The sequence below is a fragment of the Nocardia sp. NPDC004168 genome, from assembly GCF_040610355.1.
Taxonomy (GTDB): Bacteria; Actinomycetota; Actinomycetes; order Mycobacteriales; family Mycobacteriaceae; genus Nocardia; species Nocardia sichangensis.
Window position 1 is genome coordinate 1 of the sequence record NZ_JBEXME010000036.1, and the last position, 25,553, is coordinate 25,553.

A 25,553-nucleotide genomic window follows, 5' to 3' on the forward strand; every position below is an offset into this window, starting at 1 on the left:
CCGTGGGCTATTCCGATCTACCGCCGCTGGCGACTTCGTCGCGGACGCGGCGGCCGCTCGGACGCGAGCCGGGCCGCGAACGGCGGGTGCTCGGTCTCGCTTCGCTCGAAAGACGTGGTGGAGGTGCGCGGGGCGCGTCGGTATCAATGCTGCGACGTCGCGCGCGGTTGAAGTGACCGGGCTGCGCGTGGTTGCCGCTCATGCAGTCGCATCTCGGACGCGAGCCGGGCCGCGAACGGCGCAAGCTCGGTCTCGCTTCACTCAGTCGCGGAGACACTGGCTTCAGCCGCAGCGAATCCAAGCGGTGGCCTCGTTGCCGTTCAGGACGTAGTCGATTCCGCGTGCGGTCAACAGGCGGAGTACGGGAATGTTGTCCGGCGTCGTGCTCACGAACAGCCCCGAGTAGCCCTCGGCGGTTGCCCGCTCGATCAATGCGGCGAACACGGCGGTGCCGATTCCCGTGCCTCGGCGGGAGCGGCCGAGCCAGACTCCCGCCTCGGCTGCGCCGTCCGAGGCGGGCAACCGGCACAGTCGTGCCGCGCCGACCACCTCGCCGTCCACCCGTATGCCGTAGGTCGACTCGACGGGCTGCTCCGCCAGCGCGCGGCCGCGGTGGAAGGCTCGGAAATCCGCCTCTCGGTCGGCATTCCAGCTCGCGTCCGGCGCTTCCACCGGCATGACCTCGCCAGGATGCGCGTCGGCCACCGCGGTGTGCAGCAGATCGGTGAGCAACGCTTCGTCGAGCGGTTCGAGGACGACATGGCGGGGCATGCGCCGATCCTGGCACCGGGACCGGCCGCACACGACCGGTTTACCGCCCGCTCAGACCGGGGTGATCGGCAGGCGCAACGCGCCGGGCGCGGCGACCGGAACCACCGGGTTCTTCGGCTCGATCGGCGCGAGCCTGCGGTAGGCCGTGCCGAGAGGTGGACGCAGGTCGTCCTCGCCTTTGTTCGGCCACAACGACATGGCGCGTTCGGCTTGGGCGGTGATGGTCAGGGATGGATTCACGCCCAGGTTCGCCGAGATGGTGGAGCCGTCGGTGATGTGCAGGCCGGGGTGTCCGTAGACCCGGTGGTAGGCGTCGACGACGCCCGACTCGGCCGAGTCGCCGATGGCGCAGCCGCCGATGAAATGGCCGGTGATCGGGATGTTCATCAGTTCGGTCCAGCCACCCTGCGGCAGGCCTCCGATCTTCTCCGCGATGCGCCTGGTCACCTCGTGTCCTTCCGGAATCCAGGTCGGCGGTGCGGCGCCGTCGCCCGGCTTGGTCGTCATGCGCCTGCCGAACAAGCCGCGCTTGGTGTAGGTGACGATCGAGTTGTCGACGTTCTGCATGACGAGCACGCCGATGCTGCGCTCGGACCAGCGGCGGGGGTTGTGCAGCCGGACGAGGTGGCGGCGGTGCGCGATCAATTCCCGCACGCCCAGCCACCAGCGCGCCCTGCCCGCATGCCCGTCCACGAGCACGGTGGCCAGCAAACTCATCGCATTGCTGCCCTTGCCGTAGCGGACCGGCTCGATGTGGGTGTACTCGTTGGGGTGGATGGACGAGGTGATCGCCACGCCCTTGGTGAAGTCGGTGCCCTTGCGCAGCGACCGCGCGGCCAGCACGGCTTCGGAATTGGTGCGGGCCAGATGCCCCAACCGCGACGAGACGTGCGGCAGACTGCCGTTCTCGCGTAACCGGTGCAGCAGTGTCTGGGTGCCGAGCGCGGCGGCCGCGAAGATCACCTGGTCCGCGATGAACGTCCGCTCGCCCTTGCGCGCCCACCGCCCGGTCCGCACCGTCCGCACTTCGTAGCCGCCCTCCGGTCGCGGCCGCACGTCCGTCACCGTCGTCAGCGGATGCACCGTGGCTCCGGCCTTTTCGGCCAGGTAGAGATAATTCTTCACCAGTGTGTTCTTCGCGCCGTGCCGACAGCCGGTCATGCACTCGCCGCAGTGGGTGCAGGTCGAGCGCGCCGGTCCGACGCCGCCGAAGAACGGGTCGGCGACCTGCTGTCCCGGCCGAGAACCGTTGTCCGCGAACAGAACTCCTACGGGCGTGCGGCGATAAGTGTCGCCGATGCCCATGTCCTGCGCGACTTCGCGCAGGATTCGATCGGTCGGAGTGGTCGCCGGATTCTCGGTCACACCGAGCATTCGCCTCGCCTGGTCGTAGTACGGCGCCAGCTCGGAACGCCAGTCGGTGATGTGCGCCCACTGCTGGTCGCGGTAGAACTTCTCCGGCGGCTCGTACAGCGTGTTGGCGTACACCAGCGACCCGCCGCCGACTCCCGACCCGCTCATGATGAACGTGTCGTTGAGCAGGGTCATCCGCTGGATGCCGTAGCAGCCGAGTTTCGGCGCCCAGAGGTACTCGCGCAGATGCCAGGAGTTCTTCGCGTACTCGTGGTCGGCGAACCGCCGGCCCGCCTCGAGCACGCCGACCCGGTATCCCTTCTCGGTCGCGCGCAGCGCGGCGACGCTGCCGCCGAAGCCGGAACCGATGACGAGCACGTCGTAGTGGCTGTCCATGCGCTCGAGCGTATGGCGGCGAACACACAGGCCGGACGAGAGATACGGACGTGATATCGAGATTTCCGGCCATCTTGCCTCCGGCTTCCCATGGCAGTGAGCAACCGCCCGGGAAACCTGCGCGGCCACTCGTATGCTCGCTGCGTCGCGTCCAGCGAGATGGGAGAGCCTGTGACGGATCGCGAAGTACTGACCTGGGAGTCGTTCGGTTCCGCGAGCCGGGAACTCGCCGCGACCATCGCCGCTGACGGCTTCGAGCCCGATCTGATCCTCTCGATCGCGCGGGGCGGGCTGTTCGTGGCGGGCGCACTCGGCTACGCCCTGGACGTGAAGAACCTGCACGTGATGAACGTCGAGTTCTACACCGGCGTCGACCAGCGCCTGGAGTTGCCGGTGATGCTGCCGCCGGTGCCGCAGGCGGTGGATCTGGCAGGCGCCACCGTGCTGGTCGCCGATGACGTCGCCGACACCGGCGCCACCCTGAAACTGGTGCGCGACTTCTGTTCCGGCAAGGTCGCCGAGGTGCGCTGTGCGGTGATCTACCAGAAGCCGTGGTCGGAAGTCGACAGCGAATACGTGTGGCGGCGCACCGACCGGTGGATCAATTTCCCGTGGTCCACCGAGCCACCGGTGGTGCGACGGCAGCCGCGCGCGCTCGACGCCTGACCGCTGGGCATGCCCGCCTCGGTCGCAGCGGCCTCGAAGGCGCGCAGGACAAGCCCCGTCCGGTCGCTTCCGGTGGGCTGCCGCCGAAGAACGCGCCCGTGTCACCGGATGGAGGGCAGTGAGCGATCAATTCAGTTGAGCGACAGCGATTGCGCCGATCTTGTGATCGGTGATCGAGGAGGCCGCGCCGGATACTCCCAGCGCACCGAGGACCGTACCGCGGATCCGGATGAGGACGCCACCGCCGTTGGGCACCAATGCGTGGGCGTCCGGTCGCCGAGGTTCGCCGAACAGCGACTGCTCTCGCGGCGCGGTGGTCACGTGCACGGTGTCGAACCCCAGCGCGATGGCCGCCTCCGCCTTGTGTTTCGCGATTTCGCTCGCCCGCGCAGGCGCACCGTCCATCCGCGCGACGGCCACCACGATTCCGCCGGGTTCCACCACTGCCAGCGACACGGCCTCGCCGAGTCCGGTCGCCGCCTCGCGGGCCGCGGCGAGGACCGAGTCTGCCTGGTCGAGCGAGATCGCCATGCGACCATTCTCGCCCCGCACCGGATCGGCAGCGCGCAACGGCCCGGTCCTACTGCGGGATCCCGACGACTGGGCTCCCGGTCGCGACACGCCGCATTTCGAACACGCCGAAGGTCCGTCGCATAGCAACTGTCGAGCTACCATTAGAGCGAGGCGCTCACCGGCGTTTCCCCGACCGGCGTTTCCCCGACCGGCGATTCGTCGCCCGACCGGGCCACAGCAGCCGGCCGACGTCGGTGCGCTGCACACCACTCGCACCGGTGGGCAGCCCGGACTTCCCAGGTTTGACTGGAATGGATCCGGTAGCCAATACGGCGCAACGTAGGATGAATTCGCGTTCATGGGCGCGGAGGCGCATGCCGGGAAAGCGAATCGTACTGAACTACAAATGAATTGGATCTCGTTTTCGAGCGAGGAACGGGTAGGAGGTATGCGGGTGGGCGCAGCGGCGCGGTCTGGAAAGCAGCGGGGTATTCGCGGTCGAATGAGGAAGACCGGCGCTGTCATGGCAACAGCCGTGCTCATGTCGTCCCTCGGCGGAGCCGTCGCTACCGCCGCGCCGATCCACGCGCCGATATTGCGCGCACCGGCGCGCGGTTTCAGCGAGCTCTCCGTGCCGTCCAGCATGGGACCGATCAAAGTCCAGGTCCAATGGGCGGCCCGCGGCGGAAGCGCGGCGCTCTACCTGCTCGACGGCCTGCGCGCGCCCGCCGACCACAGTCAGTGGACGACCGATACCGACGCCTTGGCCCAATTCGCGGACGACAACGTCACCCTGGTGTTGCCGGTCGGTGGCCACTCGAGCTTCTATACCGACTGGTACCAGCCGAGCAGCACGAACGGCCAAGAGACGACGTACAAATGGGAGACCTTCCTCACCCAGGAACTGCCCGCCTACCTCCAGCGGTTCGGCGTGTCGCGAACCAACGATGCCGTCGTCGGCGCCTCCATGGGCGGCAACGCCGCGCTGATCCTGGCCGGATACCATCGCAACCAGTTCAAGTTCGCCGGATCGTTCTCCGGGTTCCTGCACCCGACGTTCCCGCTCTGGAACGAAGCGATGCGCGCCGCCATGCGGGACGAAGGCAATTTCAATGTGGACGACATGTGGGGGCCGGTCGGGGACCCCGCCTGGAGCCGCAACGACGCCACCGAACAGGCCGAATTGCTGCGCGGACTGCCGATATACGTCTCGACCGGCAACGGGCTGCCCGGCCCGCTCGACGTGCCGTTCGGAGTCGGGAACACGGTCAACGCGATGGGCCTCGAGTCGATGACAACGATCGCCGCCCAGATGTTCCGTGATCGGCTCGCGGAACTCGGGATGACCGCCCGCGTCGACACCGTCGACGGGACACACACCTGGCCCTACTGGCAGCAAGCACTCGCGACCGCGCGTCCGATGATCCTCGACGCGCTCGGCGCGCACTGACCGAGCCCCGACGCCGAGCACCGGGCCGGAGACTTCACCTCGGCGCTCGCACTAGCCGGACAGCACCCCCACGACGACCGCCCTCACCGCGCCGCCGACCGCCTCACGCGAGGGCGGACCGGCGTCCCGATCGGCGAACAACAGGTGCGCGGTCCCGATCAGCATGGGGGCGAGCGAGTCGACGTCGGCGGTCGCGGCGATCCGGCCGAGGTCGCGTTCGGCGGTGAGGTACCCGGCGATCATGGCGGTCGCTTCCGCGAGGACGGGGACGCCGGTCGGCCGGTCGCGGCGCAGGCGTGCGCGCAATTCGTCCCGGAACGTGATCAAGCCGACGATGGCCGTGGTGACCGGGCCGAACACGTCCGTCAGCGCGGTGGTGAGGTGCTCGACCACGGCGCCGCTCCCGGCGGATTCCCGCAGAGCGGCAGCCCGTCGCTCGATCTCGACGATACGGGCGGTCACCAGTTCGGTGAGGAAGTCGTCGAAGTCGGTGAAGTGCCGGTGCAGAACGCCTTTGGCGCAGCCCGCCTCCGCGGTGACCGCCCGGCTGGTCAGCGCGCTCGGCCCGTGGCGGAGCAGGATCCGGTCGGCGGCGTCGAACAACTGCTCGCGCACGTCGCGGAGGGCGACTCCGGTGGGCATACGGGTGCCTCTTTCTGTTCGGATCGAGCCCACCCGTTGCCGAGTGGGCGCATGCCCATTTAAAGTGGGCGCATGCCCACTATACCTTCGCCGGAGGAAACGCCGCACCGGCACCGGCAGATCGCGGAGTCCTTCGGGGTGAATGCCGAACGCTACGACCGGACCAGGCCCAGCTATCCCGAAGCCCTGATAGAGCACATCGTTTCCATCAGTCCCGGGCGCGCGGTCCTGGATGTCGGCTGCGGCACCGGTGTCGAAGCCCGGCAGTTCCAGGCGGCCGGTTGCACGGTGCTGGGGGTCGAACCGGATCCGCGGATGGCGGAATTCGCACGAGGCCGAGGGTTGGAGGTCGACGTGGCGACCTTCGAAACCTGGGACAGCGCAGGCCGCGTCTTCGATGCGGTCATCGCGGGAACGGCTTGGCACTGGGTCGATCCGGTCGCGGGGGCGGCGAAAGCGGCGGAGGTTCTGCGTCCCCGGGGCGTGCTCTCCGCATTCTGGCATGTGTTCCATCTCCCGACCGACGTGGCGGAAGCGTATGGCGTGGTGTACCGGCGGGTGGCGCCCGACTCGCCGTTCACCCTCCAGCCGGGCACGCGAGCCTTGGAGGTGTATCGGCAGATGCTGGACAAAGCGGCCGAAGGCATCCGGGAGACCGGTCGATTCGAAGATCCACTGGAATCGAGTTTCCAGTGGGAGCGCACCTACACCCGCGACGAGTGGCTCGATCAACTTCCGACGCACGGCTCCATGACCCGCCTCCCAGAGGACAAACTGACACAAGTGCTCGACGGTGTCGGCGCGGCGATCGATGCGATGGGCGGGAGTTTCACCCTGCCCTACACGACGGTGGCGATCACCGCGACGCGCACCGCCACACCCTGACCCGATGCGCCGCCCCTTCCCCCGCTGTTCCTGGGCTTCGTTTCCGTCCCGGCGGGTGCGGGTAGCTCGGACAGGTGGCCGGCGATGATCCGCGCTGGTCGACGCGTTCCGAGCGGTGAGGAGACGGTTGAGTGTCGGGGTTGTGGGCTGCGGGCGGATGGGGATTACTGGCCGGATCCGCCCTGCTGATAGGCGCTCTCGTGGGATTCTGGGCGCGCGTTCCCACGAAGATCGTGGCCAGCGTGATGGGATTCGGCAGCGGAGTACTGCTTTCGGCGGTGTCGTTCGAGTTGATCGCCGAGGCGCACGAGAAGGCCGGACTGCCGCCCACCGCCCTCGGCGCGGTGGGCGGCGCGGGGATCTACACCCTGGCGAATGTCGCCCTCGCCCGCCGCGGGGCCCGCCACCGCAAGCGCTCGGGAGACCAGCAACCCAGCGAATCCGAGCAGTCCGGCTCGGGCACGGCCATCGCGTTGGGCGCGCTGCTCGACGGTGTACCGGAGTCCATCGTCATCGGGGCGAGTTTGCTCGGCGGCGAAACCGTCAGCGCGGTCACCGTGGCCGCGGTGTTCATCAGCAATATTCCCGAGGGGCTGTCCAGCGCGGCCGGTATGCGCCGCGCGAACCGCAGCCCGCGCTACGTGTTCAGCTTGTGGGCTGGGATAGCGGTGATCAGCGGTGTGGCCGCCATGGCGGGCTACGGACTGCTCGGTGACGCCGCGCCCGCCGCGCTGGCCGCGATCACCGCCCTGGCCGCGGGCGCGATCCTGGCCATGATCACCGACACGATGATCCCGGAGGCCTTCGAGGACGCCCATCTGTGGGTCGGAATGATCACGGTGGCCGGGTTCCTCACCGCCTTCGCCCTGTCCCAGCTCGACCACTAGCCCTGTGGTGCAAGCATTTCGGAGCCGATTGCTCAGCGTGCGTCGGCTCGGCGGTTGGGCGCCCACAACCGATCGGCGTCGCCAACGGCGAGCCTGCCGCGGTAGACGTCGATCTTGTGGTCGATGAGTTCGAGGTTCTCGTGCAACTCGGCGATCTTGGCTGCCACCTCGGCGCGATGCGCCTCCATGAGGGCGAGCCGTTCGGGTTCGTTGCCGCGCCCGGCGGCGACGAGTTCGGCGTAGCGGCGGATGGTTTTGATGGGCATGCCGGTGGCCCGCAGCTTGGTGCAGACGGTGATCCAGTCCAGGTCCAACTGCTGGTAGCGCCGCCAGCCACCGGCCGCGCGATCGACCGGGGTGACGACCAGGCCCGCGCGTTCGTAGTAGCGCAAGGTGTGCACGCTGACCCCCGTCCGCCTGGCGGCCTCGGCGATGCTCATACCTTGCTGTGGCGGACCGGATTCCGGCTGCGGCTTGACTTCGAGCACGCTCTAGAATTTAGCGTCCGTGATCATGACGACAACATTGATCACCGGAGCGAACAAAGGTCTCGGTTTCGAGGCCGCCCGCCGGCTCATCGCCGCGGGCCACACCGTCTACCTCGGAAGCCGGGACGTCGAGCGCGGACGCCGGGCCGCCGAACAGTTGGGGGGACGGACAGTCCAGCTCGACATCACCGATGACGCGTCCGTAGCGGCCGCCGTCGCGGCCATCGAAGCCGACGGCGGCCTGGACGTGCTGGTCAACAACGCGGGTATCGCCACGGAATGGACCGCGACCAACACCGTGATCGGCGCCGCGGACGTGACCGCGGACCTCATGCGCCGGACCTTCGAGACGAACGTATTCGGCACGGTGCGCGTCCTGCACGCGTTCCTCCCTCTGCTACAACGTTCCACCGCCCCGGTCGTGGTGAACGTCAGCAGCGGGCTGGCCTCGCTGACCCGGGTCAGCGATCCCGGCAGCCGGGCGTACGCCTACCCGGGCGTCGCATACCCGGCATCGAAAACCGCGGTCAACGCGATCACCGTGCAGTATGCGAAAGCGTTTCCGAACATCCGGATCAACGCGGTGGAGCCCGGCTTCACCCAGACCGATCTGAACGGGAACACCGGCCTGCAGAGCGTCGAGCAAGGCGCCGAGATCATCGTGCGGATGGCGCGGCTGGGCCAGGACGGCCCCACGGGGGGATACTTCGACGCCGACGGCGCCCTGGCCTGGTAGCCGAACGTCGGTCGTGCGGTGCTCACCCGTGGCGGGTCAAGACACGACGGACGCGCGGTTCGACTCCCCTGCCGCCGGTGAACGGATCGCGTGGGCCCGCGCGATGACCTCCTTCAGCCCGTATCCGTTGACGATGGGTACACCAAAGCGGTGTTCGAACCTGCTTCGTAGTTCACTTCCGGCCGGTGCCGCACAGCACAGGGCGAAACGCACCGACGAGGTGTCCCACCGCGCCCGGCCGGGCAGTTCGGTCAGTGCCGCGTACAGGCTCGGGAAGGCGGAGGAGTAGGTGGGCCGGATTCGCTCGACCCGTTCCAGGAACGACTCCGGGTCCAGCGGGCCTGCCAAGGTAGTGCGACCTCCCGCGACCAACGGCGACAGGGCGCCGAGCAAGATGCCGCAGAGCTGCCGCATCGGCAGCGTCGACAGGCTGTGGTCGGCATCGGTGAGGGCGAAGACCTCGATCACGAATCGGCACATGGCCTCCAGGTTCCGGTGATCGAGCATCGCCCGGATGCCGCCGCCGTAGGTGATCAGCGCCAGCGCCTCCCCGCCGGGCCGCGCCGCCGGTGTCGGGTCGCGTTCCGCCGCGCCGAGCGCCGCGGCGGGCAGGACCCGGACCGGAGCGTCGATCGGCGACGGATGCTCGATGACGATGAGGACCTCGGGGTCTGCGTCGATTATTCGCTGACTCACCTCCTCGTCGGACGCCGTCGGGTCGATCACGGCGGCCGTGGCGCCCAGGCGCCAGATCGCGAACAGCGACACCACCAGGTCGACGGCGCCGGGCAGCATGGTCGCGACGACGTCGCCGGTCGTGACGCCCGCGGCGCGCAGGCGGGACGCGGCACGCTGGACGGCGGACAGGAATTCGCTGTTGTTCAGTTCGATGCCGCCAGCGGCAAGTGCTGGTGCCTGCGGGGCGGCTGCGGCGCGACGGTCCGGAAGAGTGGAAAGCATCATGCGATGTCCTCGGCAACGGCGTAGTTGTTCGATAACAACGGTAGGAAGCGGAGCTCCTCTCGCCACCGTCGCGCAAGGATCAAATTCGTCGTCTGTCTTGTCGCCGGGAGACAATATCGACCCGCGAGATCCGCCGCCGCGCGCACGGCGAGGTAATACGATCGGCTCGTGACGAGTTCTCGTCGCAACGGTGAAGCGGAGGTCGACCGTTGTATCGCGACGATCGCCGCCCGCATGAACAAGCGGGTGACGGACGTCAGCGCGAGCATCCATTGCGCGCTCGAGGAAGAGATACCCGAGCTGCGCGCGGATGTCCACACCGTCGAACTGCTCGGGGCCAGTGTGCAGGGAAACGTCGACACCCTGCTGTACGCGCTGCGTCACGACATCCCCGCCACCCGCATCCACCTGCCGTCGGCGGGCACGGAGTACACGAAGCGTCTGGCGCAGCGCGACGTCCCGCTCAACGCCCTGGTGCGCGCCTATCACATCGGACAACGGCGGGCGACCGAACTGATCTTCGCCGAGTTGCAGGCCGCCGACGTCGGGCCGGTCGATCGATTCGTCGTCGGCCGGGCCATCGCCACCCGGCTCTTCACCTACCTCGACCAGGTGATCCAGGAGGTCGTCGCGGTCTATGAAGGAGAGCGGGAGCAGTGGTTGGACACCCGCAACAGTGTGCGAGCGCTCTGTGTGCGCGAGCTACTGAAGGGGAAGGAGTCCGTCGACGTCGACAGCGCCACCGAGCAGATCCGTTATCCCCTGCGTTGGCATCACCTGGCGCTCATCGTCTGGTATCCCGACACGGAAGCCCACGGTGACGAACTGGCCGAGCTGCAACGGTTCGTTCGTGGGTCGGCCGAGACCACGGGAACCTCCGGGCAGCCCCTCTTCGTCGCCGACGATCAGCTGAGCGGCTGGGCGTGGCTGCCCTACCGTTCGGCGCGACCCGATGCCGTCGCCGATATCCGTGCATTCGCGGCCGCGCAACGCGACGCCCCGAACGTGGCGATCGGCACGGTGGTCCCGGGCCTGTCCGGGTTCCGCCGATCTCATCGCCTGGCTCAGGACGCACGCACCGTAGCGCTGGCGGGGGCGGACACCGAACACCGGGTGGTCGCGGCCGAAGACCCCGGATTGTCGGTCGCGGCCCTGCTCGGTGAGAGCATCGCGGAAGTCCGGGAATGGGTCGGCGACGTGCTGGGCGACCTGGCCTCCGACACCGACAACGACGCGCGGCTGCGCGACACGCTCCAGGTCTTCCTGCGCACCGGATCGAGCTACAAGGCAGCCGCCGCGGAGCTCGACCTCCACTCGAACTCGGTGAAATACCGGGTGGGCCGGGCGGTTTCGCGACGCGGCAAGCCCATCGCCGAAGACCGGCTGGACGTCGAGCTCGCACTGCTCGTCTGTCACTGGTACGGACCGGCGATACTGCGACCCGGTACGGCGTGACCCGGCTGCCCGGAACTCAGCGGCGCAGCGCTATGCGGGACAGCTCCACGGAACCGCGCACGGCGTAGAGCCAGGTTGCGAGTCCGTCGTCACGATGTGGCGATGACAATGCTGGCGGCCGAGGCGGCGACCAACCCGATGATCTGGCTGCTGTGCAATCGCTCCCGCAGCGCGGTCACGCCGAGTACCACGGGGACGATCGGGTAGAGCGAGGACAACACGACCGCCACGGCCAGGTACTCGGTCCGCGTGGCGAAGAGATAGGACACGAGCGCGGCGGCAGCGAGGATGCCGGAGAACACGGCTGTGAGATCGGCCCGATGTCCAGGGCCTGGCGCGGTATCCGAGGATCCGGATGCCAGCGTCCATGCGAACGCAGCGACGAGAACGACGGCCGCCGCCCGGCCCGCGGTCACCGGCCAGATACCGGAGGCCGGGGCGGCGCGAGCCAGTGCGAGGTATTGCACGGCGATGCCGACACCGGCGATCAACCCGTCGCCGACAGCGGCCCTGGCATTCGGACCGGCGCCGGTCGCACCGCCCGCGACGAGCCAGAGCGCGGGCACAGCCATCGCGATACCCGCCCATACCGACGCCGCCGGACGCTCACCGAGCAGAGCGGTTCCGAGCAGAACCGGCAGTGCGGCGCCGCCCACGGCGCTGATCGGTACGACCACGGACATCGCGCCGCGGCTGATTCCGCGGAACAGGAAGGTCATCGCGATACCGGTGCCCACTCCGGACAGCGCTCCCCAGCCGAGATCGGCGGGATGGGGCCCGGCGGGAAATACCAGCAGGCCTGCGAGCGCGGTGACGGCGAGCCCGCCGAGTTGACCGAGCAGCGCCACGCGTGCGAATCCGACTCGGCGGGACGCGGTTCCACCCCAGAAATCCGACAGGCCATAGCTCAACGCGGACATCAGCGCCAGAAGCGTCCCCATGATCAGGCCTTCCGGTCGCGCTCGGCCTGTCCCACCGGACACACCGCGGATCGCGTACAGCCCGCGCGGTCGCACAATCTGCACAGCACATTCGAATCGCCGATCTCCCCGTACAGCCGGGCCAGCAGTTTCGCAAGCAGGCTCGTCATGGCTTCGCGCTCCGCGTCGTCGAGTGCGGATACCAGCTCGGCCAACGACCGGGCGCGGGCGGCGAGGATTCGGTCCGCGGTGTCCCGGCCGGACGGCGTCAGGTTCACGCTGACCAGCCGTCCGGCGCCGGGAGAGCGGCCGACCAGTCCGGCGGCCGCGAGCGAATCGACCATGCGAACGGCCGCGGATTGCGTCAGCCTGACCCGTTTGCCCAGGTCGGTGACGCTGATGCCCGGCGATTCCACGAGCGTCACCAAGGCGGCCGCGCTACTGCCGCTCACCGCACCGGCGCCGTGCACGTCGGCGAGCATCACGTCGTTGATCGCAAGCGCCGCTGCTCCGAGCAGGTTCTCCAGGCGAGCATCATGCATGACTCATGCATAACATCCGCCGACGGGTCGCTGTCAACCCTTCACCCGGCCGCGCGGTGTGCGGAGTGAGACGATCAGGAATCGAGAAGCGCTGGTCAGCGCGCTGCCGTTAGCGTTGGGACGCGAGCCGTTCACACGCAGAGGAGGACTCATGAACTGGGACAGACGGATAAGGCAGACGCACCGGTGGCTGGCCGTCATATTCACGGCGACCGTCGTCGTCACGGTCGTCGCCTTGGCGCTGAAGGGGCCCGTGTGGGTCTCCTACGTGCCTCTGCCCCCGCTCGCCTTGCTTCTCTTCTCCGGTCTCGGCGTATTCGGACTGTCGTGGTCCGCCGAGCGGCGCGGCCGGGCGGCCGGGAACACCTCGCCGCGGCGGGTCGTGCCCGCACCGCGGGTCCGGCAGCTGCATCGCTGGTCGGGTATCGGCTTCGTCGCGACCGTTCTCGCCACTTTCGTCGCCTTGGCGCAGGAGGAACCGATCGTCTGGGTGTCCTACCTACCGCTGCTGCCGCTCGCTCTGCTGCTGTTCTCCGGCCTCTACATGCTGGTGTTGCCGCTTGCCGTGCGACGTCGGCGCGCCGGTCGCCTCGCCACGTCCTAGTCGGCCGGGGCGGACGCGGGCGCCGCCGAGCGCGGTGGAACCCGGGGCCGCAACTCCGGACGACGCTTCCGAAGCGGGGCTCCTGCCGGCCGCTCGTACGTCCGCGATCGGCACGAAACAAAGTTTTCTCCGAACCTGCGATGAATCGGGGCGGCGGCGCCGGTATGTACCGGCGAACCCATCGGAGGAGGACTTTCGCCCATGAGAACGACCACGGGACAGCGCTGGGTACTCGCGCTGACATCGGTGGCCGCGTTGATGATCATGCTGGACGCGCTGGTCGTCACCACTGCCCTGCATGCGATCCAGCTCGACCTGCGCGCCTCGCTGGCCGAACTGGAGTGGACCGTCAACGCCTACACCTTGAGCTTCGCGGTGCTGCTGATGGCGGGCGCGGCGCTCGGCGAGCGATATGGACGGCGCCGCGTACTGGTCGCGGGGGTGCTGCTGTTCTCGGCGGCCTCGGCCGCGTGCGCCTCGGCGCCGAACCTGGGCTGGCTGGTCGCCGCCCGGGCGGTGCAAGGTGCCGGCTCGGCGGCCGTCATGCCGGTCGGTATGGCGCTGCTGTCGGCCGCCTTCCCGCCCGCGCAGCGCACCCGCGCGCTCGGGCTTTTCGCGGCGGTGACCGGCCTGGCCACGCTCGGCGGCCCGCTCCTCGGTGGCGCGGTGGTGGAGGGCTCGACCTGGCAGTGGATCTTCTGGCTGAACCTGCCGATCGCCGCCTTGCTCGTGCCGCTGATGCTGACCCGGCTGCCGGAGAGCCGTGGCGAGGCACGCGGACTCGATCACCTGGGCATCGGGCTGGCCTGCGCCGCCGCGCTGGGCTCGGTGTGGGGCCTGCTGCGCGGCGACGAAGCGGGCTGGGGCAGCGGCGAAGTCGTCGCCGCGTTCCTGCTCGCGGCGATCGCGCTGGTCGCGTTCGTACGCTGGGAGCTGCGCACCGCGACCCCGCTGATCCCGATGCGGCTGTTCGCCGCGCGCGGCTTCTCGGTCGGCAACGCGGTGGGCTTCCTGCTGTTCGGATCGATCTTCAGCGGGGCGTTCTTCTTCGCACAGTTCCTGCAGACGGTCCAGCACCACGGCCCGCTCGGCGCGGGAGTGCGGCTGGCGCCCTGGACGATCACCTTGTTCCTCGTCGCTCCCGTGGCGGGCAAGCAGGTCAACCGCTTCGGGGAACGGCCACTGGTGGTCGTGGGACTGCTGATGCAGGCCGCGGGCTACGGCTGGCTCGCGCTGACGGCCGGGCCGCAGTTGTCCTACCCGGCCATGGTCGCGCCGTTCGCGCTCTGCGGTGTCGGCGTCTCGATGGCCATTCCCGCCGCCCAGAGCGCCGTGCTGCGTTCGGTGCCCTTAGCGGCGGTCGGTGCGGCGTCGGGCACGTTCAACACCTTGCGCCAGCTCGGCAGCACGTTCGGGATCGCTTTGCCCGCAGCGGTTTTCGCGACATTCGGTGGACTCGGATCCACCGCTGCGTTCAGTGCCGGATTCGCCGCGGCGATCGGCACGGCGGCGCTGCTGGCGCTGATCGGCGCCGCGCTCGGGCTGCTGCTACCCGCGGGCGCGCCCGTCGCGGCACGCTCCGACGCGCAGCCGGTCGCGGCTCGGTAGGTTGCGGCCATGACGATCGGCGCCGACTTCACGGCCGAGACGATGGCCTACCGGCCGGAGTTGCTCGCGCACTGCTACCGCATGCTCGGGTCCGTCCACGATGCCGAGGACCTGGTGCAGGAGACCTTGGTGCGGGCCTGGCGTGCCGCCGACCGGTTCGACGAGCAGCGGGCTTCGCTGCGCACCTGGCTGTACCGGATCGCCACCAATGCCTGCCTGACCGCGCTCGAACAGCGTGGCAGGCGGGCCTTGCCCACCGATCTGAACGGACCGGCCGCCACTCTCCGGACCCGGCCGGCCCGGCATCCCGAAGTGTCCTGGCTGGAACCGATTCCCGACGCGCTGCTCGGCGGCTCGGCCGATGATCCGGCGACCGTGGTGGCCGCGCGCAGCGGCATCCGCCTGGCCTTCATCGCCGCGCTGCAATATCTGCCCGCCCGCCAGCGCGCGGTGCTCATCCTGCGCGACGTGCTCGCCTGGTCCGCCGCAGAGGTCGCCGACCTGCTCGGCATCTCCCCCGCCGCGGTCAACAGCGCGCTGCAACGCGCCCGCGCCCAGCTCGAGAAGGCCACCCCCATGATCGATCGGACGTCCGAGTCGTTGAGCCCCGGTGAGCGCGCGATGATCGACCGCTACGTCACCGCTTTCGGCAACGGCGATATGGACGAGTTGAGCAAGCTGCTGCGCGACGACGTGGTGCTCGAAATGCCGCCCGCCCTGCTGTGGTTCGCGGGCCGCGCCCACGTAGTGGGTTTCTTCGCGGCCAAGGCGGCCCGGGACGGCGACACCTGGCGCGCCGTGCCGACAGCCGCCAACACCCAGCCCGCCGTCGCCTATTACCTGCGCGACGCGGACGGGACCCACCGCGCGCACTCCATCCACGTTCTCGGCACCACGGATACCGCCATAGAACGCATCACCGTCTTCCTCGGCGACGAATTGTTCCGGCCGTTCGGGTTGCCGACGGTGCTTCGACGGCCGAACGAGAACTCCATACCGGAGTGATGCTCGGTGCGGACGACTGCACAGGCGATGGGGTCGAATTCCCGGTGCGGCGGGGAGCGCTATCGTCGGAGCATGCGAGCCCGGCCGTTGACTTTGATCCAGGACGACCTCGTCGACTACGACAAGGCCATGGAACGCATGGGAGAGCTGGTCGAAGAACGCCACAGCGGCGCGCGGCCGGACACCCTGTGGCTGCTGAGCCATCCGCCGGTCTACACCATCGGGCGGAAGACGCCGCAGGAGCACCTGCCGGACCCGGCACACGACATCCCGGTCGTGCGGACCACCCGCGGGGGCCAGCTCACCTATCACGGTCCCGGCCAGCTGGTCGGCTATCTCATCGTCCGGCTCGATTCCGGCGAAGGGGTGGTGGACTACATCCGCGAGGTCGAGTTCCGCCTGATCGAGGCACTCGGCCGGTTGGGCGTGCCCGCCGAACGCCGCGACACTCCGCCCGGCTCCGAACTGCTCACCGGCGTGTGGACCCGACACACCGGCCGCAAGATCGTCTCCATCGGCATGCGCCAGAGCCGAGGGATCACCAGTCACGGCTTCGCCCTCAATGTGAACGGCGACCTCGAGCCATGGCACTGGGCCGTCGCGTGCGGGCTCCCCGACGTCGATATGTCCTCCGTGGCCAGGGAATCCGGCGCGGCCACCATGGAGCAGGTGCGCTCCATGGTCGCCACCGCTTTCGAGGCGAGCTGAACTCCGCCCGCGAACGATCCGCCGCTCGCGGCGGCGACCTCGACGGCTGATCGCGCTCGTGGTCGACAGCCGCGCCACCTCGGAGCGGCGCTCCACCAGTCCGCCGAGCAGGCTACCCAGCTGCGCGCGGCCTGCTGCTGCCGAGATGCTGCCGGATTTGTTCCAGAACCACGAACTCCGTTGGGGAGTCACGAAACGGCGACGCGACCGGATCGACAGAGAGCTACCCGCATCCATCCGCACACCGGACCCAGCGCAGGCCGACCGCCGAACGCCGCAACGAAAGTAGCCCCGACACAGACGATTACGACCAGGATCGGCGCATGCCGATCAGTTGGCGAGGCGGGCCTCGAAGGCGATCCCGTCACCACGGGCGAGCGACCGGACGCGCTCGACGGGCTCGCGGTGGTTAACCTCACGTTCGCGCGGACCACACCGATCGGTCCAGACCATTTGCCATCCTCGGTCCATGCGATTGGCGATCATCGGGGGCGGCATCCTCGGCACCGCACACGCCATGGCCGCGATCCGCCGCGGGCACGAGGTCGTGCAGCTGGAACGGGAACTCGAAGCGCGCGGTGCGACCGTGCGCAACTTCGGCCTGGTCTGGGTGTCGGGCCGGTCGGCCGCGGAACTGGATCTCGCTCTGCGTGCGCGGAGGCTGTGGGAGGAGATCGGCGGGAAAGTGCCCGGCGTCGGTTTCCGGCCCTCGGGCTCGCTCACCTTGGTGCGCACCCCGGAGGAATTGGCCGTCGCCGAGGCCGCGGCGGCCGGCCCCGGAGCCGAGGCACGTGGCTTCGCCTTGCTCGACCCCGAACGCGTCCGCGCCGTCAATCCCGCTCTGCGGGGCAAATTCCTTGCCGGACTGCATTGTTCGACCGACGCGGCCGTAGAGTCGCGCCAGGCGCTGCCCGCGTTGCGCGCCTATCTCACCGCGAGCGGGCGCTACACCTTTCATTCCGGCACGGAAGCCAGGGAAGTCGCCGACACCGGTTCCGGCGTGCGGGTGCGCGACGACCGTAGTCGTTTCTTCGATGCCGACCTCGCGCTCGTCTGCCCCGGCGCCGCGCACACGGGCCTGGTCAGGGAACTGGCCGGAGCGCTGCCCGTGCGGCGGGTCCGGCTACAGATGATGCAAACCGCTCCGCTGGGTGAGCCGCTTCCCACGGCCGTCGCCGACGGCGACACTTTCCGCTACCACCCCGGCTTCGCCGGTCCCGAGGTCGACGCGCTGAACCGGGAGCAATCGCAGACCGCGACCGCCGCAGAGCACGCGATGCAACTGCTGTGCGTCCAGCGCCTGGACGGCGGATTGACCATCGGCGACACCCACGAGTACACCGAGCCGTTCGCATTCGACCTGGACGACGCTCCTTACGAGCACCTGACGTCGGTGACCGAGGAGTTGCTGGGCCGCAGACTGCCACCCGTGGTGCGTCGCTGGGCAGGCGTGTACAGCCAGAGCGCCGATCCCGGCGCCGCGGTCACCCGCGTACGAGCCGAACGCCATGTCTGGGTGATCACCGGACCCGGCGGTCGCGGCATGACCCTCGGCCCCGTCCTCGGCGAGGAAACCGCCGACCTACTCGAACTCTGAGGAACGGATTCTGGTTCTGCTGGGACGGTTTCGAGGCCGGGCCGCGCCGCGGTGAGCGGTGCGGGAGGGCGCGTCCGGTCGCGCCATTATGCGTTACCAGACGTATCCCAAATTCCGTGTGCCCGGGTGCTGGCACACCACGAAATCCGCGCGTCGATTCGCGCAGGCGCACGCGACGTGTGAAGAATGCTCGCAATCACGAAAGTAATTGTCCGCCTGGGGATAACGCGCCATATGGAGCGGACGGGGATGACTGGAGAAATAGCGGTGGTACTGCTGTGGGTGGTGATCGTTGCCATCGTCGTGGTTCTGCTCGGCGGTGCGGCCGCGGCGATGGTGTGGGATCCGAATCCCCGCCGGAAAGCCCGGGCGACCGATCGGAGCGCAGCGCTGCCGTTGGCGGGCATGCCATCGCCGCACGACAGGTGGCCCCGGCGATCTTGACGCTTCGCCCCGCCGCGAGCCGTTCCTTCTGGTCCGCCGAGCCGATCGGTCCGAGCTGCCGCCACAGCCCGCGATGTTGCCAAACAGTTGCCAACCGTTTGGCATGTTCTGCTTCACGACGTAGGCGCACCGGGTACGGTGGGCGCTGCGCTGCGCCTTCGCAGGCGTCCGCGTGCGGCACTGGCACCGAGAATCCCGAGACGACGGAGGTGCGGCAGTGACAGGCTCAGAAACCGCGCCCGAGCCGTGGCCGGTGTTGCGCGTCGATGACTGGACTCCCACACGGGAGACGCTGCACATGTGGACGCAGATCATCGGCAAGATCAGGCTCTCACACACCCCGCTGGTCAACCATTGGTGGCAGGTCACCTTCTACGTCAGCCCGAGAGGGCTGACCACCTCCGCCATTCCGCACCCGGCGGGATGCTTCGACATCGAATTCGATTTCCTCGATCATCGACTGCACATCCGGTCCAGCGACGGCCGTAGCAGGCAGGTCACGCTGGAACCCAAACCGGTAGCCGTTTTCTACGCCGAAACCGTCGCGGCGCTAGAGGAACTCGGGATTCCGGTGCGAATCGAGGCCAAGCCCAACGAGGTCGAACTCGCCATCCCGTTCGCCGACGACTACGAGCATCGCTCCTACGACGCCGCGGCCGCCACCTTGTTCTGGCGGCAACTGCTGGCCGCCGACCGGGTCATGCACGAGTTCCGCGCGCGCTTCATCGGGAAAGTGAGTCCGGTGCACTTCTTCTGGGGCGCGATGGACTTGGCGTGCACCCGTTTCTCAGGGCGGGCGGCTCCGCGACACCCGGGTGGCGCGCCGAACTGTGGCGACTGGGTCATGATCGAGGGTTACTCACACGAACTGAGCAGTTGCGGCTTCTGGCCTGGCGGCGGGTCGGAGGGCGCCTTCTACGCCTACGCGTACCCGGAGCCCGCGGGATTCGCCGAACACCCGGTCGGCCCGCGAGAAGCCTTCTACAGCCGGGAGAACGGCCAGTTCCTCCTGCCGTACGAGGCCGTTCGCACCGCCCCCACCCCGGAACGCGCGCTGCTCGAATTCCTCGAGACGACCTACGAGGCCGCCGCCGATCTGGGCCACTGGGACCGCGCCGCCCTGGAAGCCGACCCGCACCGCTGGAAGCACAAGCGCCGAGCGCACGAGATGGGCACGCCACGGCCGCCGGGCGAGTGATCCGGCATGGCGCCGCCCGTCGCCGATTCCTTCGGGGCGAGGGCCTGACGCCCGCCTTCTACGGTCCGCGAGGACAGCATGGATCCACCGTTGAGTGACCCGTACAACGGCACGTTGGTCAGGGTAGAGATTTCCTCGACCGCGAGGACAACTTGATCAAAGCCGCAGTTCACAGCCCGTTTCGCGACACATAGCTTCCCACCGATGGGAACGCGCTATCCGGTGGATCACCGATGAATGTATCGTTATATGACGGCACGTTAATCGACGGGATGAACTAATGCACAACACCAGCAAGCGCGTGACAGTGCGTCGAGTGGTGGCCTCGGCGCTGATCGGCGGAGCGGTCGTCATGGCGGCGGCAGTCGCTTCGCCCGAATCCACGGTGACCACCACAGCCGACCGGTACTCCCACAACCCCGCCGACAAGCGCGGTTCCGGAGTGGGCGAGCGCGCCCGGAGCAGCAACCACGGCGGATACCAAGGACGCAACGAGCGCCCGTGCCAGTACACCCCAGAGGGCTACTGCACCGGAGGGCGTTGATACCCATACCGGCGATCGCCCGGGCGGCCCGAACGGGCCGCCCGTCCGCGTGCGATCAGCCCTCGGCCGGACCGTAGGACAGGTGGACGACGCCATTGGCGTAGACCTCGTGCTCTTTGAGCGCGAGCTTGGTCGCGTCGACGCCGTCGCTCCACAAGCGCTTGCCCTTCCCGAGTGCGATCGGGTAGACGAACAGGTGCAGATCATCGATCAAGCCGTCGGCGAGCAACGCCCGCACCAGTGTGCCGCTGCCGCTGATGTAGATGACGCCGTCGATCTCGTCCTTCAGCTTGCGGATGACCTCCGGGTCGTAGGCGCCGACGCGGGTGCTGTTGGCCCACTCCACCTGCGGCTCGCTCGCACCGACGACGTATTTCGTCGTGTCGTTGAAGAACGGCGCCCCCGGGTCGTCCTCGACGGTGCGGGTCGACCAGGCCGGTGCGAACATCTCGAAAGTGGTGCGGCCCAACAGGATCGCCTTGGACGCCGAGGTGATCGCCGCGAGGGTCTCCCCCATCTTCGGGTCGAACCCGTACTCGAAGGTCCAGGACGGATCCTCGTACACGCCGTCGAGGGCGATGAACTCGTGGACTGCGATGGTTCCCATGTTTTTCCTTTCATCGGGTGCGGCGGTCGCCGGGTGCGGCCCGGTGCCGCTGTCGACAACGACTCTGCTGGCCGCGCCTTACGGTTTGTTTACGGTCGGTCCGTCGTTTCGGGCGAACCGGTGTTCGAGGTTGCTTTCTACCGCACGAACGGCGTTTCGGCCCGCGCCTGGCGCAAGGCGCGGGCCCACCACATGAGCTGGTCCAGCGTGGCGTCGACGGCCTCGTCGAGTTCCGCGTCGCGGCGCGGCCAGCTGCCGTCGCTCGCGAAGCGCTGCCAGACCTTGGTCACGGTGACCGTGCGGCGGATGGGGACCGCGTTCAGTTCGCCGAAGACGGGACGCAACTGGGCGGCGGCGTGACCGCCGTCGGCGTCGCCGCCGTATCCCACCACAGTCACCGGTTTGCCGGCCCACTCCGCGTCGAACCAGTCGACGGCATTCTTCACCGCGGCCGGAAAGCTCCGGTTGTACTCCGGAGTGACCAGGACGAACGCGTCCGCGGCGGCCAGCCGTTCGCCGAGCGCGCGGACGGCGGGCGGTAGCGGCTCGTCGGGATCGGGTAATCGATCGGGCAACCCGGTCTCCGCGAGATCGATCCGGTCCACGTCGATATCGCGGCGGCGGCCCAGCCGCCCGGCGAACCACTCCGCCACCGTGGGGCCGAAGCGACCTGTGCGGGTGCTGCCCACGATCAGCGCCACCCGTACCCGGCGGGGTGCCCTCATCGCACGTCCCGCACCGGTGGCGCATCGGCTCCCGGCCTCGTGTGTCGATCGGCGTCGCCCGGCACCCGTCGCTGTCCGGGTACCGGGTGCACCCTGCGGTCCCCGCGCGGTCTGTTCAGACAGGCAGACGCCTCCTCGATAGGACTCTCACCACCGCTGATTCGACGTGCGATAGTCGCGATGAGTGGCATATCGTGCTTTCCTTCCACGAGTTCGGCCTTCGGCGTTCTCATCGTGGGCGCGCCACCTTCCGATTTGTTTGCGGTCGCCTTCCGCCGCCGCTCGCATAGGCTGCCCCAATGCGTTTCGGGGTGCTGGGTCCCTTGACGGTCTGGACGGATGCGGGCGCCGTAGTGCCGATTCCGGGGGCCAAGGTGCGGGCACTGCTGGCCGACCTGCTGGTCACGCCCGGCCAACCGGTATCGGGCGACCGGCTGATCGACGACATCTGGACCGACGACCCGCCCGGCAATCCGGCGGGCACGCTGGCGGCGAAGGCCTCGCAACTGCGCAGGGCGTTGGAAGACGCCGAACCCGGCGGCCGGGACCTCGTGGTGTCCCCGCCGCCCGGGTATCGGCTGGCCGCCTCCGACACCGACGCGCAGGAGTTCCGCGCACTGGTGGCGTCCGCGCGAGCGACGACCGACACCGCCGAGCGGGCCCGGGCGCTCGCCGCGGCGGTCGCTCTCTGGCGCGGGCCCGCGTTCGCCGATTTCCGGGACGCGGCATTCGCCCAGCCCGCCATCGCGCAACTCGAAGAGCAGCGCTTGGTGGCGGTGGAGGAACTGGCGGAGGCGCGGCTGACGCTGGGCGAGTACCGCGAAGTGGCCGGCGAGCTCAGCGAAGTCGTGACGGCGCATCCGCTGCGCGAGCGGCTGCGCGCGGCCCACCTGCGCGCGTTGTACGGCGCGGGAAGGCAGGCCGAGGCGCTCAACGGTTACGAGGATCTGCGCAGGCACCTCGCCGACGAACTCGGCATCGATCCGAGCCCGGAGCTGGTCGCGCTGCAGCGCGCGCTCCTGGCCCAGGATCTGCCGCAGGCCGCGCCGCCGGAGATCGTGGTCGCCCGTCGGCGCAGCTCGAACATTCCGGCGCAGCGCACCGAGCTGATCGGCCGCGACAGCGACCTCGCGCAGTTGTGCGACGCCGTCGAGAACGCCAGGCTGGTCACGCTCACCGGGCCCGGCGGCGTGGGCAAGACGCGCTTGTCGCTCGCCGCCGCGGCGGTGCTGCCCCAGCGATTCGCCAACGGCACCTGGCTGGTGGAACTGGCCGCGCTGCAACCGACCGCGACCGATGCCGCCACGTTCCTCGCCGACGCCGTGGCCGGTGTGCTCGGCATCCGTGCCGCCGACGGCGCCGACATCACCGCGTCGTTGTGCGAGGCGCTGGCCGAACAGGAACTGCTGCTCGTCCTGGACAATTGCGAGCACGTGGTGGATCGCGCCGCCGATCTGGCCGAGACGCTGCTCGGCGCGGCTCCCCGGCTGCGCATCCTGGCCACCAGCCGGGAACCGCTGCGGCTGCCCGGTGAGGACGTCGTCGCGCTGCGACCCCTCGATGTGCCCGCGCGGGACGCGGCGTTCGACGAGATCGCCCGAGCGGGAGCGGTGCGGCTGTTCGTAGCCCGAGCGCGCGCGGGCGCCCGTGATTTCGCGCTCGACGCCGATGCCGCCACGTCGGTCGCGACGCTGTGCCGCAGGCTCGACGGCATACCGCTGGCATTGGAACTCGCCGCCACCCGAGTACGCGCGCTGGGCGTGCACGAGATCGTCGCCCGGCTCGACGACCGCTTCAAGCTGCTGGCCACCGGGCATCGCGGCGTGCCGCCGCGGCAGCAGACGCTGGCGGCGATGATCGACTGGAGCTGGGGACTGCTGGACGCGACCGAGCAGGCGGTGTTGCGCAGGCTCGCGGTGCACACGGGCGGCTGCACCCTGGCGGCCGCGGAGGCGGTGTGCTCGGCGGGCGCCGAGCCCGCGGTGGACGCGTCGCTCGTCGCCGACGTGATCGGCAGGCTGGTCGACCGGTCGTTGGTGCACCCGGCGGGACAGCGCTACCGCTTGCTGGAATCGGTGGCCGCGTTCAGCCTCGACCGGCTGGCCGATGCGGGCGAGTTCGACGCGGTGCACCTCGCCCACCATCGGTATCACCTGGGTCTGGCCGAGCGCGCCGAGCCCGAGCTGTACGGCGCCGACCAGCGTCGCTGGTTGCGTCGGCTGGACGACGAATCGGCCGATCTACGCGCGGCGCTGGACGGTTTCGTGCGCGCGGGCGACGCGGATCAGGCCCTGCGGCTGGTGAACGCGCTCGCCTGGTACTGGCAGCTGCGTGGCAGGCCGACCGAGGCGCGGCGCTGGCTCGACGCCGCGCTGGCGCTCGGCGGCTCGCCACGGCACCGGGCGCGAGCGCTGGCGTGGAGCGTCGGATTCGCTTTCCAGCAAGGCGATTTCGAGGACGGTTCGGCCAAGCGCGCCGCCGTGTTCGATCTGTACGACATGGTCGACGATCCGGCCGGGCGGGCGCGCGCGGAACTTTTCCTCGGCTTCTCCGCACTGGACTCCGGTGACGTGCAGGAGTTGGAAGCGCTGCTGCGCAAAGCTCTTCCGGTCTGCACCGATCTCGGCGACCGCTGGGGTGTGGCCGCCGCGCACGTCGCGCTGGCCAAGGCAGCCCACAATCGGGTCGATCTCCCGGCGCTGGAGCGGCACGCCCGCACGGCCGCCCGGCTGTTCGCCGAACTCGACGACCGCTGGGGCAGGCTCCAGGCCGCCGAATGGCTCGGCGGCCTGGCCGAACTCACCGGCGATCTGACCTCCGCCGCCGATATCCACGCCGAAGCACTCGGCTTGGCGCAGGAGCTGGAGCTGTGGGGGCAGGCGTGCACCCATCTGTGCTGGCTGGGCTGGATCGCCATGCAACACACCGATTTCGGCCGGGCGCGGGCGCTCGGCGAACAGGCACAGCGCATCGCGGCCGAACACGGGTACGAGCCGGGCCGGTTGTTCGCCGCGCTCGTGCTCGCTTTCACCGCGCGCCGCGACGGCCGAACCGCTGCCGCCGAGCGAATTCTGCGCGAACTACTCGCCCTCCCGCTGGCCGCGGGTGAGGAGACGCCGCTGTTCCTGCCGATGCTGCAAGTCGAGCTGGGCTACATCCTGGAACAGCGCGGCGAACCGAGCACCGCGTTCGACCTCTATCTGACCGCGTTCGACGGCGCGCAACGCATCGGCGCACCACGCGACACCGCCTTCGCCCTGGCCGCGCTCGCCTCGGCGCTCACCGAGCTGGGCCTGCCGGAGATCGCGGCACAGCTGCTCGGCTCGGCGGCGGCGGTGCGCGAGGCCAACGGCATCGCGCTGCTTCCGGCCGAACGCCCCGACATCGACCGTCCGGCGAACCGCGCCACCGTGGCGCTCGGCGAGCACGCCTTCACCGAGCGCCACTCCGCGGGAACGCGGTCGACTCCGCTCGAGGCGCGCGACCTCGCGGCCCGCGCGGTTGGGGTCAGCCGACGATCGAGTTCATGATCGTGCCCGCGCTCGTGGCCACCGCGCCACCGGCCATCGCGCTGGCGACCATCTTCGGCGACTGCAGGGTGCCGCCGTTCCATTTCTCCCACGCGAATCTGCCCCCGCCGTAAGTGATCGCCGTGATGCCGGACAGCTGCACCAACCAGGTGAAGTAGCGGCCCATCTGCATCAGTTTGTCCGCCAGCGGCGGCTCTTCGGCGGTCGGATTATCGAATTGCTGCGCGATCACTGTGTCGTGCAGCGCGGCGAGAATCATGCTCACGTTCGTGCTCCTTTTCGCATGCCGAGGTGATGCCGGAGACAATTCGAGAGA

Annotated in this window: 26 protein-coding genes; 15 read left to right on the top strand and 11 right to left on the bottom strand. The window is 69.2% G+C overall.

All coding sequences use genetic code 11. The annotated features are described in order from the left end of the window. Positions 1 to 282 precede the first annotated feature (282 nt). Positions 283 to 771 (bottom strand): GNAT family N-acetyltransferase, encoded by a 489-nt coding sequence (locus ABZW96_RS33825; protein ID WP_355080434.1) that lies wholly within the window; start codon positions 769 to 771, stop codon positions 283 to 285. Positions 772 to 822: 51 nt separating this feature from the next. Next, positions 823 to 2,520, bottom strand: a complete 1,698-nt coding sequence (locus tag ABZW96_RS33830) for a GMC family oxidoreductase (protein WP_355080436.1) — start codon at positions 2,518 to 2,520, stop codon at positions 823 to 825. Between the two features lie 159 nt (positions 2,521 to 2,679). On the opposite strand from ABZW96_RS33830, the gene ABZW96_RS33835 reads away from it, so the two are divergent. After that, a complete protein-coding gene (locus ABZW96_RS33835; protein WP_355080438.1) occupies positions 2,680 to 3,186 on the top strand; it encodes a phosphoribosyltransferase in 507 nt (168 codons plus the stop codon). A gap of 126 nt (positions 3,187 to 3,312) precedes the next feature. Here the strand turns inward: ABZW96_RS33835 and ABZW96_RS33840 are convergent, their stop codons facing one another. Beyond that, positions 3,313 to 3,717, bottom strand: a complete 405-nt coding sequence (locus ABZW96_RS33840) for a heme-binding protein (RefSeq protein ID WP_355080440.1) — start codon at positions 3,715 to 3,717, stop codon at positions 3,313 to 3,315. A gap of 505 nt (positions 3,718 to 4,222) precedes the next feature. Between ABZW96_RS33840 and ABZW96_RS33845 the strand changes: the two genes are divergently transcribed. After that, on the top strand, positions 4,223 to 5,149 hold the full coding sequence (locus tag ABZW96_RS33845) for an alpha/beta hydrolase family protein (RefSeq protein WP_355080442.1): 927 nt from the start codon (positions 4,223 to 4,225) through the stop codon (positions 5,147 to 5,149). Between the two features lie 51 nt (positions 5,150 to 5,200). Here the strand turns inward: ABZW96_RS33845 and ABZW96_RS33850 are convergent, their stop codons facing one another. Then, on the bottom strand, positions 5,201 to 5,791 hold the full coding sequence (locus tag ABZW96_RS33850) for a TetR/AcrR family transcriptional regulator (protein ID WP_355080443.1): 591 nt from the start codon (positions 5,789 to 5,791) through the stop codon (positions 5,201 to 5,203). A gap of 72 nt (positions 5,792 to 5,863) precedes the next feature. On the opposite strand from ABZW96_RS33850, the gene ABZW96_RS33855 reads away from it, so the two are divergent. Together ABZW96_RS33855 and ABZW96_RS33860 are read left to right on the top strand one after the other, a co-directional pair. Beyond that, positions 5,864 to 6,676 (top strand): class I SAM-dependent methyltransferase, encoded by an 813-nt coding sequence (locus ABZW96_RS33855; RefSeq protein ID WP_355080445.1) that lies wholly within the window; start codon positions 5,864 to 5,866, stop codon positions 6,674 to 6,676. A gap of 131 nt (positions 6,677 to 6,807) precedes the next feature. Continuing rightward, positions 6,808 to 7,563 carry a ZIP family zinc transporter gene (locus tag ABZW96_RS33860; protein WP_355080446.1) on the top strand — a complete coding sequence of 252 codons (756 nt, stop codon included), beginning with the start codon at positions 6,808 to 6,810 and terminating at the stop codon, positions 7,561 to 7,563. Between the two features lie 32 nt (positions 7,564 to 7,595). Here the strand turns inward: ABZW96_RS33860 and ABZW96_RS33865 are convergent, their stop codons facing one another. Next, positions 7,596 to 8,051, bottom strand: coding sequence for a MerR family transcriptional regulator (locus tag ABZW96_RS33865; protein WP_355080448.1), 456 nt, complete (start codon positions 8,049 to 8,051; stop codon positions 7,596 to 7,598). Positions 8,052 to 8,076: 25 nt separating this feature from the next. Between ABZW96_RS33865 and ABZW96_RS33870 the strand changes: the two genes are divergently transcribed. Beyond that, positions 8,077 to 8,787, top strand: coding sequence for an SDR family NAD(P)-dependent oxidoreductase (locus ABZW96_RS33870; RefSeq protein WP_355080450.1), 711 nt, complete (start codon positions 8,077 to 8,079; stop codon positions 8,785 to 8,787). Between the two features lie 36 nt (positions 8,788 to 8,823). Here ABZW96_RS33870 and ABZW96_RS33875 read toward each other — a convergent pair whose 3' ends face one another. Then, the gene (locus ABZW96_RS33875; protein WP_355080452.1) at positions 8,824 to 9,750 is read right to left on the bottom strand and encodes an AMP-binding protein; all 927 of its coding nucleotides are present in this window, start codon (positions 9,748 to 9,750) and stop codon (positions 8,824 to 8,826) included. A 168-nt stretch (positions 9,751 to 9,918) separates the two neighbouring features. Here ABZW96_RS33875 and ABZW96_RS33880 point away from each other — a divergent pair, with 168 nt between their 5' ends. After that, on the top strand, positions 9,919 to 11,205 hold the full coding sequence (locus ABZW96_RS33880) for a helix-turn-helix domain-containing protein (protein ID WP_355080454.1): 1,287 nt from the start codon (positions 9,919 to 9,921) through the stop codon (positions 11,203 to 11,205). A gap of 89 nt (positions 11,206 to 11,294) precedes the next feature. On the opposite strand, the gene ABZW96_RS33885 is transcribed toward ABZW96_RS33880, so the two are convergent. Together ABZW96_RS33885 and ABZW96_RS33890 are read right to left on the bottom strand one after the other, a co-directional pair. Further along, positions 11,295 to 12,146 carry a DMT family transporter gene (locus tag ABZW96_RS33885; RefSeq protein WP_355080455.1) on the bottom strand — a complete coding sequence of 284 codons (852 nt, stop codon included), beginning with the start codon at positions 12,144 to 12,146 and terminating at the stop codon, positions 11,295 to 11,297. A 2-nt stretch (positions 12,147 to 12,148) separates the two neighbouring features. Further along, on the bottom strand, positions 12,149 to 12,667 hold the full coding sequence (locus ABZW96_RS33890; RefSeq protein WP_355080457.1) for a MarR family transcriptional regulator: 519 nt from the start codon (positions 12,665 to 12,667) through the stop codon (positions 12,149 to 12,151). Positions 12,668 to 12,818: 151 nt separating this feature from the next. Here ABZW96_RS33890 and ABZW96_RS33895 point away from each other — a divergent pair, with 151 nt between their 5' ends. From ABZW96_RS33895 to ABZW96_RS33930, 8 genes are all read left to right on the top strand, one after another. Continuing rightward, positions 12,819 to 13,271 carry a hypothetical protein gene (locus ABZW96_RS33895; RefSeq protein ID WP_355080459.1) on the top strand — a complete coding sequence of 151 codons (453 nt, stop codon included), beginning with the start codon at positions 12,819 to 12,821 and terminating at the stop codon, positions 13,269 to 13,271. Between the two features lie 201 nt (positions 13,272 to 13,472). Further along, entirely contained in the window at positions 13,473 to 14,879 is a 1,407-nt protein-coding gene (locus tag ABZW96_RS33900) for an MFS transporter (RefSeq protein WP_355080460.1), read from the top strand. Between the two features lie 9 nt (positions 14,880 to 14,888). Further along, complete coding sequence (locus ABZW96_RS33905; RefSeq protein ID WP_355080461.1) at positions 14,889 to 15,884, top strand: sigma-70 family RNA polymerase sigma factor; 996 nt, start codon at positions 14,889 to 14,891, stop codon at positions 15,882 to 15,884. 72 nt (positions 15,885 to 15,956) lie between these two features. Next, positions 15,957 to 16,592, top strand: a complete 636-nt coding sequence (lipB, locus tag ABZW96_RS33910; RefSeq protein ID WP_355080463.1) for a lipoyl(octanoyl) transferase LipB — start codon at positions 15,957 to 15,959, stop codon at positions 16,590 to 16,592. Positions 16,593 to 17,061: 469 nt separating this feature from the next. After that, entirely contained in the window at positions 17,062 to 18,189 is a 1,128-nt protein-coding gene (locus ABZW96_RS33915) for a TIGR03364 family FAD-dependent oxidoreductase (RefSeq protein ID WP_355080465.1), read from the top strand. A gap of 249 nt (positions 18,190 to 18,438) precedes the next feature. Further along, positions 18,439 to 18,633 carry a hypothetical protein gene (locus ABZW96_RS33920; RefSeq protein WP_355080467.1) on the top strand — a complete coding sequence of 65 codons (195 nt, stop codon included), beginning with the start codon at positions 18,439 to 18,441 and terminating at the stop codon, positions 18,631 to 18,633. Between the two features lie 217 nt (positions 18,634 to 18,850). Beyond that, on the top strand, positions 18,851 to 19,831 hold the full coding sequence (locus ABZW96_RS33925; RefSeq protein ID WP_355080469.1) for a DUF5996 family protein: 981 nt from the start codon (positions 18,851 to 18,853) through the stop codon (positions 19,829 to 19,831). 301 nt (positions 19,832 to 20,132) lie between these two features. Then, entirely contained in the window at positions 20,133 to 20,375 is a 243-nt protein-coding gene (locus tag ABZW96_RS33930) for a hypothetical protein (protein ID WP_355080471.1), read from the top strand. Between the two features lie 55 nt (positions 20,376 to 20,430). On the opposite strand, the gene ABZW96_RS33935 is transcribed toward ABZW96_RS33930, so the two are convergent. After that, positions 20,431 to 20,982 carry a dihydrofolate reductase family protein gene (locus ABZW96_RS33935; RefSeq protein WP_355080473.1) on the bottom strand — a complete coding sequence of 184 codons (552 nt, stop codon included), beginning with the start codon at positions 20,980 to 20,982 and terminating at the stop codon, positions 20,431 to 20,433. Between the two features lie 137 nt (positions 20,983 to 21,119). Beyond that, complete coding sequence (locus tag ABZW96_RS33940) at positions 21,120 to 21,707, bottom strand: NAD(P)H-dependent oxidoreductase (RefSeq protein WP_355080475.1); 588 nt, start codon at positions 21,705 to 21,707, stop codon at positions 21,120 to 21,122. Positions 21,708 to 22,006: 299 nt separating this feature from the next. Here ABZW96_RS33940 and ABZW96_RS33945 point away from each other — a divergent pair, with 299 nt between their 5' ends. Then, entirely contained in the window at positions 22,007 to 25,237 is a 3,231-nt protein-coding gene (locus tag ABZW96_RS33945) for a BTAD domain-containing putative transcriptional regulator (RefSeq protein WP_355080476.1), read from the top strand. Here ABZW96_RS33945 and ABZW96_RS33950 read toward each other — a convergent pair. Further along, positions 25,215 to 25,496, bottom strand: a complete 282-nt coding sequence (locus tag ABZW96_RS33950; protein WP_355080518.1) for a hypothetical protein — start codon at positions 25,494 to 25,496, stop codon at positions 25,215 to 25,217. The two genes, ABZW96_RS33945 and ABZW96_RS33950, sit on opposite strands and share 23 nt — an antisense overlap. Positions 25,497 to 25,553: the final 57 nt, after the last annotated feature.